12 protein-coding genes are annotated in these 16,112 nt (G+C 36.1%); 8 read left to right on the forward strand and 4 right to left on the reverse strand.

Annotation, left to right across the window (positions count from 1 at the left end; genetic code table 11):
• Positions 1-78 precede the first annotated feature (78 nt).
• Entirely contained in the window at positions 79-228 is a 150-nt protein-coding gene (locus BC008_RS49935; protein WP_161938199.1) for a hypothetical protein, read from the reverse strand.
• A 135-nt stretch (positions 229-363) separates the two neighbouring features.
• On the opposite strand from BC008_RS49935, the gene BC008_RS34990 reads away from it, so the two are divergent.
• Entirely contained in the window at positions 364-2,769 is a 2,406-nt protein-coding gene (locus BC008_RS34990; RefSeq protein ID WP_082650705.1) for a CHASE2 domain-containing serine/threonine-protein kinase, read from the forward strand.
• A gap of 71 nt (positions 2,770-2,840) precedes the next feature.
• Here BC008_RS34990 and BC008_RS34995 read toward each other — a convergent pair whose 3' ends face one another.
• On the reverse strand, positions 2,841-3,653 hold the full coding sequence (locus BC008_RS34995) for a DUF1838 domain-containing protein (protein ID WP_058184316.1): 813 nt from the start codon (positions 3,651-3,653) through the stop codon (positions 2,841-2,843).
• 676 nt (positions 3,654-4,329) lie between these two features.
• On the opposite strand from BC008_RS34995, the gene BC008_RS35000 reads away from it, so the two are divergent.
• The gene (locus BC008_RS35000; protein ID WP_027842611.1) at positions 4,330-6,471 is read left to right on the forward strand and encodes a sensor histidine kinase; all 2,142 of its coding nucleotides are present in this window, start codon (positions 4,330-4,332) and stop codon (positions 6,469-6,471) included.
• 166 nt (positions 6,472-6,637) lie between these two features.
• Here the strand turns inward: BC008_RS35000 and trpF are convergent, their stop codons facing one another.
• Both trpF and BC008_RS35005 read right to left on the reverse strand, forming a co-directional pair.
• Positions 6,638-6,880, reverse strand: coding sequence for a phosphoribosylanthranilate isomerase (trpF, locus tag BC008_RS52290; protein ID WP_153009713.1), 243 nt, complete (start codon positions 6,878-6,880; stop codon positions 6,638-6,640).
• Positions 6,804-8,018 (reverse strand): AbrB family transcriptional regulator, encoded by a 1,215-nt coding sequence (locus BC008_RS35005; RefSeq protein WP_027842781.1) that lies wholly within the window; start codon positions 8,016-8,018, stop codon positions 6,804-6,806. The genes trpF and BC008_RS35005 overlap by 77 nt, the downstream gene beginning before the upstream one ends.
• 1,176 nt (positions 8,019-9,194) lie before the next feature.
• Here BC008_RS35005 and pssD point away from each other — a divergent pair.
• From pssD to BC008_RS35035, 6 genes are all read left to right on the forward strand, one after another.
• Complete coding sequence (gene pssD / locus BC008_RS35010; RefSeq protein WP_027842782.1) at positions 9,195-9,644, forward strand: PssD/Cps14F family polysaccharide biosynthesis glycosyltransferase; 450 nt, start codon at positions 9,195-9,197, stop codon at positions 9,642-9,644.
• The gene (locus BC008_RS35015) at positions 9,641-10,165 is read left to right on the forward strand and encodes a glycosyltransferase (protein WP_027842783.1); all 525 of its coding nucleotides are present in this window, start codon (positions 9,641-9,643) and stop codon (positions 10,163-10,165) included. Before pssD ends, BC008_RS35015 begins: the two co-directional genes overlap by 4 nt.
• A 198-nt stretch (positions 10,166-10,363) precedes the next feature.
• Entirely contained in the window at positions 10,364-12,331 is a 1,968-nt protein-coding gene (locus tag BC008_RS35020; protein WP_161938200.1) for a GumC family protein, read from the forward strand.
• Positions 12,328-13,677 carry an O-antigen ligase family protein gene (locus BC008_RS35025; protein WP_027842785.1) on the forward strand — a complete coding sequence of 450 codons (1,350 nt, stop codon included), beginning with the start codon at positions 12,328-12,330 and terminating at the stop codon, positions 13,675-13,677. The genes BC008_RS35020 and BC008_RS35025 overlap by 4 nt, the downstream gene beginning before the upstream one ends.
• A gap of 1 nt (position 13,678) precedes the next feature.
• Positions 13,679-14,866, forward strand: coding sequence for a glycosyltransferase family 4 protein (locus BC008_RS35030; RefSeq protein WP_027842786.1), 1,188 nt, complete (start codon positions 13,679-13,681; stop codon positions 14,864-14,866).
• A 24-nt stretch (positions 14,867-14,890) separates the two neighbouring features.
• Positions 14,891-16,096, forward strand: coding sequence for a glycosyltransferase family 4 protein (locus BC008_RS35035; protein ID WP_058184318.1), 1,206 nt, complete (start codon positions 14,891-14,893; stop codon positions 16,094-16,096).
• The last annotated feature ends 16 nt before the right edge of the window (positions 16,097-16,112 follow it).

The raw sequence follows: 16,112 nt of genomic DNA on the forward strand, positions 1-16,112 counted from the left end.
TTAATCTCAGTCATATTAGTTTCAAGATTTCATTCTTCTATCCATATATTTTCTGGCTATGTTTGTGTCTGGAAATACTTAGCGATAGAAGAATTTTTTGTGCTTATATATTTGATTGAGAATATTTCCTGTTTCTTTGCCCTTCTTACCTGTCAGCTTTGAAGCAAAATCTATATCTCTACTATTATGACCTTGTGGTGTTGGCAAAGCAATTATTTCAGCAAACATCAGTTACAGTATTATTAAGTTAGGTCAGAACATGAAAATTGACGAAGAATAAATAATGTATTCGGAGATAAAGTATCCTAAATCTCTAAACATACTTTCAACGCAAAGTCGTAATTTATACCATTAATTATCAGCATGTTCAAAAAAATTCGTGCTGTATTGACAAGTAAAAAAAATCCTTTACGTTTACACAATTTCTTTTTTTTGCCCCCACCAAGTGATTCTCATCGTGCTTCGAGATACCAGGGTAGCGAGCACACCAACCTAAGCCAGAAAAACTTAGGTATTACTTCCATAAAATCCTTAGATCGCAATAGAAATGCGATCGAGTACTTGGGATTACTTACAATTGGTAGTGCTGGAGTAGCAGCTTTAATATTAGGAATAAGAGAAATCAGATGGTTGGAAGATTGGGAATTAAATACTTACGACCAAATGCTGCGCATTCGTCCATCTGAACCTGTTGACAAACGACTATTGATAGTTGGTATTGACGGTAAGGATCGTCAAAATTATTCAAATCCCCTTTCCGACGACTTGATTAATAAGTTGTTAGAGAAAATACAGTCCCATAAACCACGTATCATTGGTTTAAATATCCTGCGCCCACAACAAAAAAATTTAGCTTCTGGTCAAAATATAGAAAATCTTATTACTGCTTGTACCCACAGAACTAAAACTAAAGAGGAAATTCCCCCACCACCGAACTTTCCTGAAGTAAATATAGGTTTTAACGATCTACTTCCCGACGCAGATCGAACAATTCGTCGCAGTTTACTAACTTCCAAAATCGATTTATCTGAAACTTCAGAGAATCAATGTAAAGCAGAATACTCCTTTGCAACCTTATTGGCGATTGACTATCTGAAAGAAGAAGGTATTGATTACGAAGTTGAACCATTTCAAGTAGGTGAAATTTTATTACCAGGATTAACAGTAAATTCCGGTGGCTATAAAAATCTTGATTCCAGAGGTCACCAAATATTATTGAATTACCGCCATCTTGATCGCCGTCTCGATAAATTTGTCCAGACAGTAAGTCTTTCTGATATTCTCGAAAATGGAGTTAAACCTAGTATTATTCAAGATAGATTGGTAATTATCGGTATTACAGACCGCAACCAAGACAATTCTGTTTACACTCCCTACACGAATTCTGAAGAACCACAATATTCAACTGCTTCAGTATATATTCACGCTCAAATTGCAAGTCAACTAATTAGTACTGCGTTGGATCATCGTCCTTTGATTGGTTATTTACCCGAGCAACTTGAGGTGATATGGATATGGTTGTGGGCGGCGATGGGTGCTTTTTTTGGGTGGCGCTTGAGAAATCCAATTATTTTATCGGTGTGTGGGAGTATAGTTTTTGCTGCTTTGGTGGGAATTTGTTATCTAGCATTTTTACAAGCAATTTGGATACCTATAATACCCCCTGCTCTCGCTTTAGTAATTTCTAGTGCTGGTATGATGACTTATATCAATTACCAAGTGCAGCAGCAAACTAAATTAATTATTCTACAAGTTGCGAAACAAAAGGAAGCTATCGAACAATTAGATCTTCTTCTCAAAGAAAATTCTGCAGTTCAAGACATAGCCCAACAAGAAGATAAATCTAAACAACCAAAAATATCTAAACAACAAGAAAAATCTGGACAAGAAGATGAATTATTAGATAAGCCGCATTCGCAAATCAGTCCTGCTTATTCTAGGTCTTTTTCTTCTCCACCTTCTTTACTTTCCCAAAGATATGAAATTAAAAGAATACTCGGTCAAGGTGGTTTTGGCTGTACTTATTTAGCCAAAGATACCCAACGTCCTGGAAATCCAACTTGTGTGGTCAAGCAACTAATGCCTGCACGCAGAGATACAAGATTTTTACAAGTTGCGAGAAGATTATTTGATGCTGAAGCTGAAATTTTGGAGACTGTAGGTAAACATCCTCAAATTCCAGAATTACTAGCATATTTTGAAGAAAACCAAGAATTTTATCTAGTAGAAGAATACATTCGAGGTCAATCCTTGGAAACTGAATTATCGACAAGTAATCGGATGTGGAACGAAATCTCTGTAATTGAAATGTTGATAGAAATTTTGGAAATTCTCAATTTCATTCACAAACACCGAGTGATTCATCGAGATATCAAACCCAGTAATATAATCAGAAATAAATTAGATCGCCGTTTAGTATTGATTGACTTTGGCGCAGTCAAGAAAATGCAGCCGCTAGACGCAGAACAAACAGAATTAGCTACAGTTGCAATTGGGACTAGGGGATATACACCACCAGAACAATTTGCCGGACATCCCCGCTTGGCGAGTGATATATATGCTGTGGGTATGATTGGCATTCAAGCATTAACAGGAATATTTCCACAGGAGTTGACGCTAGATCGAGACACAGGAAATATCTTTTGGCGACAGAATGTACAAGTGAGTGATGAATTGGCAATGATTTTGGATAAGATGATATGCTACCACTTTTCCGAGCGATATCAATCTGCTGCAGAGGTTTTAAAAGATTTAAAATCAATAGCTTAGTTTACAAATAAGCTATACTCAATCATCTCATATTTTTCATTACCAATTACCAATTACCAACCAAAGAAATCTTACCCTGCTTTTGGATATGATTGATTTTGGGAATCAAAGCAAGCATTAAAATGTTGCTTGAAGTAAATTCCGGACGTTGTCATTCCTTCAACGTTGTAATGAGAACTTGGTGCTTCTTTGTATGACGGACAACGAGTGTTAATTTCCTTTTGCAATATTTTTGGTAACTGTGTAAAGTCATTAGCTTTCTTGCCACGAGCAGCATATATTAGGTAGCCTGGGAACTTTCCCATTCTCATCCAGGGAAGCCATTGACCTGTTCTGTTCCAGTTTAATTCAAGTTTAGATACAGTCTTGACTTTCAAATCAAGTAAGTCTGCAGTAGAAACTGTGAGTTTGAAAAATTCTGCTGTTTCATAAGTTGGTTGGGGGCTATATTCAACAAATTTTGGTTCTTTGGTTAAAGGATTAGGATAAGTGGGAAAAATATCAAATGCAAAAGTTGTTCTGTCACCATCTACATAAGCCGGAAACTTGCCTTTAAAGTATCCTTGTACTGGATTATTAACAATTTGAACAATTGGAACTGTTTCCCTTGTCCAAGGATTTTCCCACCTACGCAAAACTTCATTTGTTACTGGATGTAAATAATAGTTGAGTTCCCTAGAAATATAATCCCATCCTCCACCAGCATTGGGAATGCACCGACTGACACTTACTCCTATAAGATTAAACAATAGTTTTCTCTTTTTCCCTGGGATAGATGCGTATATCGAACCATTCCAAAATAAAAAAGTAGATTGTTCGGGGTTTAGAGATGCACGAGTTTTTACCCAGTATTGGGTATCAAATTCTTGGATGTTGGCAATCATAACTAAAAATATATGTATGGTATGAATAGGAGCCAATAAATCTCAAGAATATGTATCTGCTTAGAAAAAATAATTCTGTAGTTTTGAGTCAAAAGCAATCTTTTGCTCAGATGCATATGCTGAGACAGATGCAGCTCCATGTAACTTTTAGTTTTAACTTAACCTAGATTAACGGGAAGTATTAAATCTGGCGATAGGTTATAAATCCCTTGCCAATCAAAGAAACTGAAGGTTATATTAAAAAGTTGGCTTTCTGTAAGTAAATGGAGTTTGTAGTGCAATTGACATAAAAAATACTCAAAATACTTGGGCTTTAGGTAAATGCAATTACATATGGGACGTTGGGAAAGTTACAAATCATGAATTGATAGAAAAATAAATCAATCCCAATATAAATTCATTTAGTATCTAAATGCATTCCCTATATCCAGGGTAACTATTACGAAGGAACTATGGGAAGAGCATCAGTAATAACTGTAATGAAAACGAAAAAATCTAGATATTTTCCCAAAGCTATTTACTGCAGATCGAAATAACAGATAAATTCTCTTTAGTCCGGATTTGAAAAAAATATACAGCTATAGATACTGGGGGTTGATATTAAAAATTTATACTTTATAAATAGATTAAAAATATATTTTTAAATTGATTTAATTTTACTTTTGATTTATGGTTTATGACTCATAAGAGTTTCCTTGTCCGCTGGTTTTATAATTTACCGATTCGACGCAAGCAGCTAACTGGGTTATTTGCTTCAGAAATTATTTCAACTATTGGATTAGTTGGAGTCGGAGCAATTTTAATTGTTACTGGGGGACAAAGTATATTATTTCATCAGGCTAAATCTGAGTTAATAGTCAGCCAGATGAGCTATGATATCAAAATTAACCAAATGGGATTTGGTTTTCGCGGTCAGTCAGATAATATAGCTATTATTAATGCACTCAAGGAAAGTAAAGGTTCAAGAAATTTAAATCCTAGTTTGCAAAAACAAGTTAAACAAATTCTCCAAAATGAAATTACAGCCAGAGAGATTGAAGATGCTGTTTTAGTGGGAAAAGATTTACGGGTAATTGTTAATGGCAAAACTGATAAGAGTGGTGAAATATACAATCCAAATAATTTGGTCAGTAAAGTTTTGGAATCTAATACACAAATTAAAACTACTGAAATAATTAACGAAAAAGAGCTATATCAAAGGGATTTACCATTACCTTCAGAAGTAAAAGGCGAGGATATATTAATTCGTTATACTGTTACACCAGTACAAGACCCTAAGACAGGGGAAGTTTTAGGAGCTTTACTTTCTGGTGATGTAATTAATCATCAGTCACAAATAGTTAAACAAATTCTTAATGCTACTGGAGGTGGTTATAGTGCTATTTATCTACATCAATCCACCGGAAAATTTAGTCTTGTTACAGCCGCTTTAGAAAGGAGACAACATCGAGAAAATCGAGATAAAAATTTAAATCAAAGAAATGAAAAGTATTATAATAAATATCGATTTAATGTTCCTTTAGAAAATAATTTCTTACTTAAACTTGCTGTTGAAAAACCTGGTCAAGTAGCAACTACACGTTTAAAAGTAGGAAATAATACTTATACTATAGCAGCACAATCAATTAATAATTTTGCAAAACAACCTGTAGCAGTTTTAGTCAGAGGAACTCCAGAAAGAGATTTAAATCTTTTACTCAGAGATAATTTGTTTGTTCAAGGGGTGGTTGCAATTATAGCATTGGCAATCGACATTGGGTTAGCAATCTTGTTAGGAAGAGCGATTGTCTATCCAATAAAGTGTTTACAGAAAGCCGCTCAGGATTTTTCGACGGGAGACTTACAAGCACGAGCGGAGGTAATCGCACAAGATGAAATAGGAGAGTTAGCACATAGTTTTAACTTAATGGTAGAACAAATTGCTAGACGCGATAGAACTATTTTGCAACAAATGCAACAACTACAAGGTACTTTAGAACAACTCCAAAATACTCAGAATCAGTTAATTCAAACAGAGAAAATGTCTGGTTTGGGTCAAATGGTCGCAGGGATTGCTCACGAAATTAATAATCCTGTCAACTTTATTTATGGTAATCTCGATTACGCGAAAGAATATACACAAAATCTAATTGAATTATTACAAATTTACCAAATAAAATATCCCGAACCAGATTCTACAATTAAGGCTAAAGTTGAAGCTATAGATGTTGATTTCTTACAAAAAGATTTGCCCAAACTTCTGAATTCTATGGAAGTAGGTTCTGAGCGTATTAAGGAAATCGTTAATTCTCTACGTAATTTTTCTCGAGTCGATGAAGCCGAATTTAAAGCAGTTAATATCCATGAAGGGATTGACAACACATTAATAATTTTAGCAAATAGGTTGAAAGAAAATATAGATCGTCCTGAAATAGATGTTATTAAAGAATATGGCAATATTCCTTTAGTTGAATGCTACGCAGGTCAAATAAATCAAGTATTTATGAATTTGATTAGTAATGCAATTGATGCCTTAAACGAACACACCATAAATGTACATTCACCTAAAATTTGGATTTATACTGAGCGGCTCAAATCAAACTGGATAGTAATTAAAATCAAAGATAATGGACAAGGAATAGATAGAGAAGTTAGCTCTAAGTTATTTGAACCTTTTTTTACTACCAAACCAGTTGGTAAAGGTACGGGATTAGGTCTTTCAATTAGCTATCAAATTGTTGTGGAAAAACATCATGGTAGCATCTCATGTAACTCTAATTTAGGTGAAGGAACTGAATTTGTCGTGAAGATACCGATTCAACAAACTATTGAGTTATAGCGGATTGCAACTAAGTGAGGTACAGTTCAAAAACTGAAAGTCAGTTATAAAGCAGATTCTACTCCTGACTCCTGTCTTCTGACTCCTGAATTCTGCTGTAAGTCTTCAAACAAATCAATAAGAATTGGCAGAACTGAAATTAGCTCCGTCAGGTTTTTAATTAAATCTAAAAATTTAAATTTTCGAAGAAAGACCTGAGTTTGCTCTCATCTAAATCACCTAAACTGCAAACTCCACTACATACATCTACTCCAAAAGGAGCTACTTTTTCAACCGCAAGATTAATATTTTCCGGGTTTAATTCCTGCTCTGACTTATAACTTATTCTCAAATTAAGCAGCTTCGGAAAGCTGACGATCAAGACGACGGAATAAAAATACCCAGACAGGTAAAGAACTATTAATTGCAATTAACCTTACCAAATGACCAACGGTTACCACTTCTACATTATGATTTAAAGTCAAAGCCACCAAAATCATTTCTGCAGCGCCTCCTGGTGCAGTTACTAACATACAAGTTAACCAGTCCCAAGACGTTAATTGCATAGCAAAATAAGCTGCGATCGCACCTGCAAATAAAGTCATAAGAGTTGACATCACAGCATAAGCAATAGTTTTCTTACCAAAATCTGGTTTTTCACCCCAATATTCGCCAATAGTAATCCCCAGGAGCGTTTGACCAATGATACGAATAATTGGCGGTAATGCAAAGTGAGTAATTCCAGTTGCGATATGTAAACTATGAATTAGTGGATTAAATGTTATTCCCACCAGTAAAGCTGCAAAAAAATGAGCTGCGGGAATTTTAAATAATGTGGCAATATAAACTGCAATTAAGCTTACAACTAAGAGTAATAAAAACAAACCAAAATATGAAGGTGTAAAAGTGATAAATTCTACTGCTGTAATAATTGTTGGAGAGGTGATGTGATCATCTGTTAAAATTCTTGCGATCGCTGGGATAAATAATACTACTGAGGTCACACGAATAACCTGTACTAATGCTACTTGTGTAACGTTTTTATTATAGTCTGCAGCTATAGCTGCCATAACACCAACACCTCCAGGAACTGTGGCTAGCATTGCTGTTAATAAATTTGTTTTACTGAGGCGAGAATAAATGTAACCAATCAGAGTACCACTTATGAGTAAAAAAAGAGTCAGAAAAACAAAAATAGGAATTCCTGTTACAACACCAATTAAATTATTTTGAGTTACAGAGAAACCAATGGTCAAACCTACTAAGACTAAACCAACATGTCTAGCACTCCGGTTTGGTTTAAGTGTAAGCTGATAAAAAATCCGACTGACTTGCAGAACGATTACGCCGGCTATTATCCCAGAAAATATCCATGCCATTCCACCAATATTGAAATGGGAAAGAATTAGACCTACAGGTAATGCTAAACATATCTGCAAAGCAAGAATGGTCAAGGATTGCCAAAATAACTGCTTTGTGCTTTTAGAGGAGGCGTCTATATCGATATTATTTAAGTTTCTATCGCTACTTATCTGATCGGAAGTAACTAACTTTACAGCTTGTTTCATAGATAAATATTTTTTAACTTTACTTTACTATGTATCCACGCTAACGCGATCTTGGTTGTAAAGATAGTCAGATAAGTAGATTTGACAGAGATTAGAACTCTGAAGCAAGAAACAACGGAGAATAGTATGGAATGTGATTCTTTGTCAACAGCTTTAAGTCATATCAAGTCCGGTAAATTAGTTTTACCTCAGGGCTGAATAACAAGATCATCATATCCTCGAATAATACTTTTGAAGAATCAAAGTCTGTTAAAGCAAGTAAGGTCCACGGAAGTGGACTTTTTATTTACACAATTTGAATATCTCGATTGCTGCTCACATGTATTTCTCGCTACACACAAACTGCCTGGAAGTTAACTATGATAAATACCTATAGTATTTGCTAAATCTTATCTTACCAGTCTATGGAGTTTTGTACTTGTAGAAAAAATATATTTTTTTATTATATGGTTAATCAAAATAAGTATTAAGAATTACTTGATTTACTTTCGTTAATAAGTATATTTTTATATTGCATCTTACCTTAAATCTTTCTCAAAAATATTCAGCGATATTTCACTGATATTTCTCTTAAACCGCGTTCATTTATCTATCACTTATTATACAAGTGATAGTATGATATTTTTTGCATCATTTTTTCCAAAAAATATATATTGACTAAATTTGTAATATTACGGTTTGAATAAATATATTTTATTTAACTCAATTTGCTTGGTCTTAATATAGTCAATTAATAACTTTTGGGAATCAAAGTAAATGACTTAAATAGGTTTACTTATTTTATTGCTAGATTTGTTATATCTATTGAAATTATAAAGTAATAAATGTATTAGCTATTTTATAATAGGCGAACTAATACATTAATACTCAGAAGTAAATAAATATTAGTGACATTGTTTAAATGTGTTTTAGCTAACTTTTTTTATTTTTTACACGATTTTATTGAGAATGAATAAAATACTCATCTAAAACACCCATCGTTTTTTGCATCATAAGTCATGAGTAATTTTTAATTACTTACAGTGATTAATGTCACTTTAATTAAATATTTTTTATCTTTCGCAATCTTAGCTAAATAAGCAAAAATAATATTGTATTTTGACGAGTGATTCTCTTAAATTAGGGCTCTAACCAATCAATTGAAACTATTTTTAACTACTCAAGCAGCCAACAAAAATGAAACTACTCCTAGTATGTACTTCTGGCGGACACTTTTCTACAATGCGAAGTCTTAAATCTTTCTGGTCCGTTCATGAAAGAGTTTGGGTTACTGATTTAAAGAAAGATACAGAAATGCTTGAGGATAATGAAAAAGTACATTGGTTACCTTATCAAGCCCCAAGAGATTTCCTAGCTCTAATATTTAATATCCCCGAAACTTTAAAAATTATTCTGACTGAAAAACCAGATTTAATCATTTCCACAGGAGCAAGTATAGCTATAAACTTTGCATTTATGGCTAAACTTCTTGGGGTTAAATTTCTTTATGTAGAAAGTATTTCTCGTGCTGAAGAATTAAGTGTGACAGGAAGAATAGTTTATTTACTGTCCCACGAATTTTATGTTCAATGGCCTGAGTTAAGTAAAAAATATTCTAAAGTACTGTTCAAGGGTTATGCTTCATGATTTTTATGACGCTAGGAACTATATCTTTCCAGTTCAATCGAGCTATTAATTGGTTAAGTGTTTTAATAGAAAATGGTGTAATTTCGGAACCTGTCTTTTTACAGCATGGTTCCAGCGATGCTTCTAGGCTTGTAGGACATCCTTTAGTAACCTTAGAGTCGACAGTTAACGGACGAAAAATGACTGAGCTCGTTGAAAATTCTCGTCTAGTTATTTCCCATGCAGGTCAAGGTTCAACGCGTATGCTAGCAGCTAAGGGATGTAGTTTTATTCTTATACCAAGGCTAAATAAATACAGCGAACACGTTGACAATCATCAGTTATTATTTGCCCAAGCGGTGGAAAAATTTGGCATCAAAAGCTGCTTATCTTTAGAAGAGCTTAAAAGTGCAGTTTTACAGCCACCACCTATTTTTCAGGGGCAAATCTTCCAAAATCCTAAGCTGACAGAACATCTTTTGCAATTGTATCCACCAGAACATAAAAAAGTGGAACAGCAGCAAGCATTAAATTCAAATTAAATTGAATTACCTTAACTAAATATTGAGACGAAACGGAAAATTAAAATTTTATATATTTCCGATTCATTTATCTCTTTTTGGTATGACACGTGTATTTTGTAAGAATTAAGGTTGAGGACTGTGAAGGTATCTGCAATTATACAGAGGCTATGGTTACCTCTACTTGGGTTAAATGGTGTTATTGTTGGGTCTGTGATAATGATTGCTACATTTTCACAGAAAACTTGGACAGCTAACGCCCAGTTGATTTTGCCTGATACCACAACAAATCTAGATGCTAGTTTAGGTACATTGGGTCAGTTGAAGGAGCAAGGGGTTGCTTTTACTAACGAGCTTAATCCGCTTAAAGTTCTAACTTCTATCATTACTAGCGATGATGCGATCCGTCCTGTTCTCTTATCTGATCCTGAAAAAGATAAGTTTCGTAGTTTGAGTAGTTATAAAAAGTTGTTTAAGGTAAAACCTACCGATCAGTCAACAAATATTCAGCTACAAGTTACAGCTTCGGAGCCAGAATTAGCAAAACAAAGGGCAAAAAGATTAATTGAAAGTTATCAAGAGCGCTTAAATGAACTGAGACAGGGTACAGCAAATGCTCGAGAGCAATTCACTCAGCGTCAGCTTAAAGATGCTGAACGTAACTTGCAGTTAGTCAAGAGTAAATTAGCACAATTTAAAAAGTCTACGGGGTTCGTTAGTGATGAGGAGCAGACTAAAAATCTAGTTACGGCGATTAATACTCTAAGAACAACCCAAACAGATGTACTTGCTCAAGCAAAAGCAACAGCTACCCGTTCTCAAGAATTAAGCCGCACACTGGGAATGGCTCCACAGCAGGCTATTAATTCATTACGTTTAAGCGAAAATAAAGAATACCAAGCATTACGACAAAAGTTAACTGAAGTAAATACTGAAATTGCAGTTAACCGGGGAACTTTAACAGAGGAACATCCTACTGTTAGAGCCTTATTGCAACAGCGTCAGAAATTACTAATGGCGCTTAATCGACAGCTTAACGCAGTGGTACCGAGTGCTGATGGAATAGATGCTAATTTTGGTGGTAACAATTTCAAAGATGCCACTATAGAATTGATTGCACAGCTAATTCAGGTTGAAAGTGAGAGTAAAGGGTTGCAACAGCAGGTATTAATAATTCAGAACAAATTAGAAAGACTGCAAACAGAACTTAAAAATATCTCTACTCTGCAAGCTCAATTATTGGATCTGCAGCGTCAATATGATATTGCAGAAGGCGTTTACAAAGGGATTGTAGCTCAGTTAGAGCAATCAAAAATTGCTGCTTTTAATGCTTACCCCAATCTGCAAGTACTCGATCAACCCACTGTCGATCCAAAACCGACGAGTCCGAAAAAATCTCTAATTGCTATTGGTGGGATTTTAACTTCGGTTTTTGCTAGTCTTGCCTTGATCTTATTTTCTGAATCTCGTAACCCATTACTCAAACAAAAAGATCTGCAAGATATTGAGCTACCATTGCTGGCGCGGATTCCGATTTTTAAATCTGCTCCATTGGGTTTAACAATGGAATCTGATGCACAGATACCCTTTCAACGCTTGGCATCTACCATTAGTTTAATGTCATTAGAAAATCACCGCTTAATGGTAACTAGCTCTACTGCAGGAGAAGGTAAAACTACTGTCACTCTTGGGTTAGCAAAAGCTTTAATGGTTTTAGGTTTTCGGGTGTTGATGGTAGATGGTGATTTCCGTAAAGCTAAGTTGAGTCGGCAATTTGGTCATGTTATGCACCCACAAAGTAATGATTTGCCTCAACCAATGCAAATCAGTCCCGGCTTGGATATATTACCAACTGCGCCCAATCAAAATAACAAAGTAATGGAATTTGTAGCCCGTGGGGGTTTTGAAAAGTATCTTAATACCATTCAAACCAATGGTAATTACGATTACGTAATTGTTGACACGGCTCCAGTGACCTCTACCAGTGAAACCGCTCTAATGGCAAAAGTGATCGCCAATGTGCTCCCAGTCATTCGGCTAGGGATAAGCGACCGCTACATGGTTCAAGAAACCATAGAACAATTGATGCGTCATAATGCCAACATTATTGGCTTGGCGCTTAATGGTATTGAACAACGCTCCGAAGGTTACATCTACAAGCACGATAGTTCGCAAGTTAACTCATGAAACAGCAACGGCGCTTTCTGGCGCGTTCATCCACAGTCGCAACCGAAGAAAGCCTCATACATAGGGGTTTAATTCGTTGGGGTGCTTTAACCGAAGCGGAGCAGCTCTTTTGTAGCTTCATTATTCTTACCCCTGTGTGGTGGTTAATGGGATGGGGTTATCAGTTACTGCTATGGTCAATAATAGTTGCTATCAATCAGATACTCCGGAATGGAACACTTGGTCTGAAGCGTCCCAGTCTGACCGTAATTTCAATTATTGGATTTGGTATATATAGAGCTATATCCACAAGTATTAATAGTTCACAGATCAAACCAAGTTTTATCTTAGGTCCACTCGCAAGTTTGTGTTGCTTAGGATTAATCATTTGGTATTTACAGAGTAAAAATATCCGCATACGTTTGGAGGTTATAACCTGGGCGTTTTCCGTTTTGGTTATTGAAATGTTAGTGTTTTGGATTGTTGCTCAATTAATTTTACAAACACCACACTACACCCCAAATCTTTCCCTTTTTGGTTACCTTACCAATAAAAGAGAACGGTTTATTCCTGGAGCTGGGAATGGGAATTATCTACTTCCTTACTTTCCCGATGATAAAGTAGCTGCAGGATTTAGTCGTTTTAGTTTTTTCTTCCCTGGTCCAGAGTCACTCGCCATATTGGTAGGGTTTATTGGTCTAGTTGCTTTAGAAGTTAAAAATCGTTCGTGGTCAATTGCACTTTTTTTTGCGAGTGCTTTTCTATTGTTGACTAGTGCGACTCGTTCTAACTGGATTGTGTTTCCCTTAATACTGGTTATTCGCTATGTAACAACTATTGGTAAAGGAATGCAAACTTGGCTGATATTCTCCTTGATTGCTGTGGTAAGTTTCGTTTCATTTTCACTACCACCTGCAACTGATTTTATCACTAATACTTTTACAAATACGGTAGAGAGTACGGGTAATGCTCGCGCTGATTCTACTGAAGTTCGTGCATTAATTTACCAAAGAACATGGGAAACCATTATAACGGAACCAGAAGATTTTATATTTGGTCGCGGACTTCAAGGGCCCACAGTATTACCTGGATATGCACCTGCACAAATTGGCTCCCACAGTTTTATCTTGGGAACATTGTTCTATCGTTCTGGGTTTATGGGTAGTACCATTTTTGTGAGTTTTTGGGTTTCGCTAATTCTCTACTTGTATCGAACCCGGAAAGATAGACCAATCTGCTCTTTTTTGATGATTCTCTACATAAGCATGACATTTAGTGTGATGGAACTTGAATCCACAGTTCCGTTAATACTTATTATTTGTGTCGCCTTAACTACAACTGCAAAGCCTATCAGGGGGAGGATTTAACATGCGCAAACTTATGATTTTACCTGGAACTTGTCATGCTCTTGGAGGAACATTAATTACACTCTCCCTATTAATTAAAGGATTTGAGCAATATGGTGTAAGAGAAGAATTCTGTGTTTTAGTGCATGCAGGCTCGATTACACAGAAGTATTTGCAGGATGCTGGACAGGGTGCTTACTTAAAAGTAATAGCTGCTCCAACAGAACCTGAATTTTTTAGAAAAGCATTGCAATGGGTAAAACAGCAACCCCGTGACTACCCGTTATTATTAGATAACTGTCTTAATCGTTCTTTACTATTTACACTTGTAGCTGCTGCTCCTTGGATGCGCTGGAGTGGTCGCCCGATTTACCACTTTTTTCATGACTTAGCACTTTCTTATAATCGTATGGGTGAAGTGTTAAGAAAATTAATCTGCAAATGTCTTGCTCCACAAGCTATCTGTAACTCTCAATTCACCGCTGAGTGTATTCGTCGTCGCTTAATATCTGATATTGTAGGTATTCTCTATCAACCAGTAAATACAGAACGTTTTAACGTTCGAGTTTCTTGTGCTCTCCCTGCTCCTTTAGAACCTATTCTCAAATCAGGAGCAAAGTTAATACTGACCCCATCAAGAATTAATCAGCCAAAGATTGTCAATGATAAAAATCTACGTGCCTTAATCCCAGTATTAGTCTCCTTAAAAGCAAGTGGTCATTTCTACCACAGTGTGGTTATAGGAGAGGATTTATCTCCTGGTAAAATCTATTCCCAGGAGTTACTCCAACTTGCTAAAGATGCAGGTGTTGAAGATCGCTTTACGATGTTACCTCCCACATTTGCGATTGAAGATTATTACCAACATGCTTCAGTAGTCTTGACCCTTGCTCCCAGAGAACCCTTTGGGCGTACCGTTGTTGAAGCACTCGCCTGTGGTGTTCCTGTAATTGGTAGCAAGAGTGGAGGAATTGGGGAAATCCTGAGTAATTTTGCACCGGAGTGGATGGTAGATCCAGAAGATGCAAAAGCTGCTGCTGAAGCAATTGTGCGTGTCACTACCGATGCGAATACAACTCAAATACTTGAAAAAGCAAGAAATTGGGTGCACTCAGAATGCAGTGTTACTAGCTATGCAAAAAAGATGATGCAAATCACAGGGATTGCTCTACCCGAGAACAATCAAAAGGAATTAGTTCAAATCAGTTAAATCAGACCTTCCTCTATTAATAATATGCTCCAAATAGCAAATACAGATGGTGTTAAAACTGAACCATCTCAACAACCTGATATTTTGGTTATCTCCCGTGTTTTTCCTCCCGATGCAGGGGGAATTCAAGAGTATGCTTACAATCGCTGCTTGCAAGATCCAGATCGAATAATGGTTCTTTCCTCTGCTTGTGCGGGTGATGAGTCATTTGATAGAGTGCAACCATTTCCAATATACCGCTGGTTAATGCCTGCACTATCTCGCTTTGGTGCATGGGGGAGTATTCTCAAACAGATTCTGAATATGTTTTGGTCGGTGGTGCTTGGGGTTCAACTATATCAACGCCATCGCTATCGTTATATTGAATGGTGTCACGGTTATGATTTTCCATCATTGCTAGTTTTGAGCTATTTATTACCTGTGGAATGTTTTATGTATCTCCACGGTGACGACGTACTTTGTCCCCAAAAAAATCCTGTTTTTCGCTGGTTATTTGAGTGGACACTCCAGCGCACCAAAGTAATTATCTGTAACAGTAATTTTACTGGCGATCGCCTTAAAGAAAGTTTTCGAGTTGATAGTCCGACTCAAACAATTAATCCAACTGTCAGACCAGAAAAATTTGGTAACGTAAACCTGGAGGAATTAAATACCCTAGGCTCTCAAATTCGCTCCAAATACCAAATTCCCCAAGAAGCTATTGTCATTTTGTCTGTAGGACGATTAGTTAGGCGCAAGGGTTTTGACCGCGTAATCGAACATTTACCAACTTTGTTAGCTGAAGGAATTGACATCTACTATATAATCTGCGGTAAAGGCGGGATGGAGTCCGAACTCAGAGAATTCGCTGCAAACTTGGATGTCGCCTCGCGGGTTATTTTTGCAGGATATGTACCTGATGAAAAATTAGCTAGCTATTACGCTGCGTGCGACTTATTCTCGATGCTGACTTTCTTTGATAGCAAAGATAAAAGTATTGAAGGCTTCGGAATTGTTTATTTAGAAGCAGGTTATTTCGGTAAACCTGTAATTGCTTCACGAGTTGGAGGTGTTGGGGAAGCTGTGATTCATGGAGAAAATGGTTTACTCGTAGACCCAAATTCGACCAATGAAACTTTGAACATTTTACGTCAGTTATGTACAGATGAGGAATTGCGGGAAAAGCTTGGGCGCAAAGGTAAAGAATTGACAAATAGGGTTGTTCCTCATTCTTGTCTTTATATAAATTAATTACTTCTTATAATTA

Origin of the sequence: Mastigocoleus testarum BC008, assembly GCF_001456025.1 — a bacterium.
Lineage (GTDB): Bacteria > Cyanobacteriota > Cyanobacteriia > Cyanobacteriales > Nostocaceae > Mastigocoleus > Mastigocoleus testarum.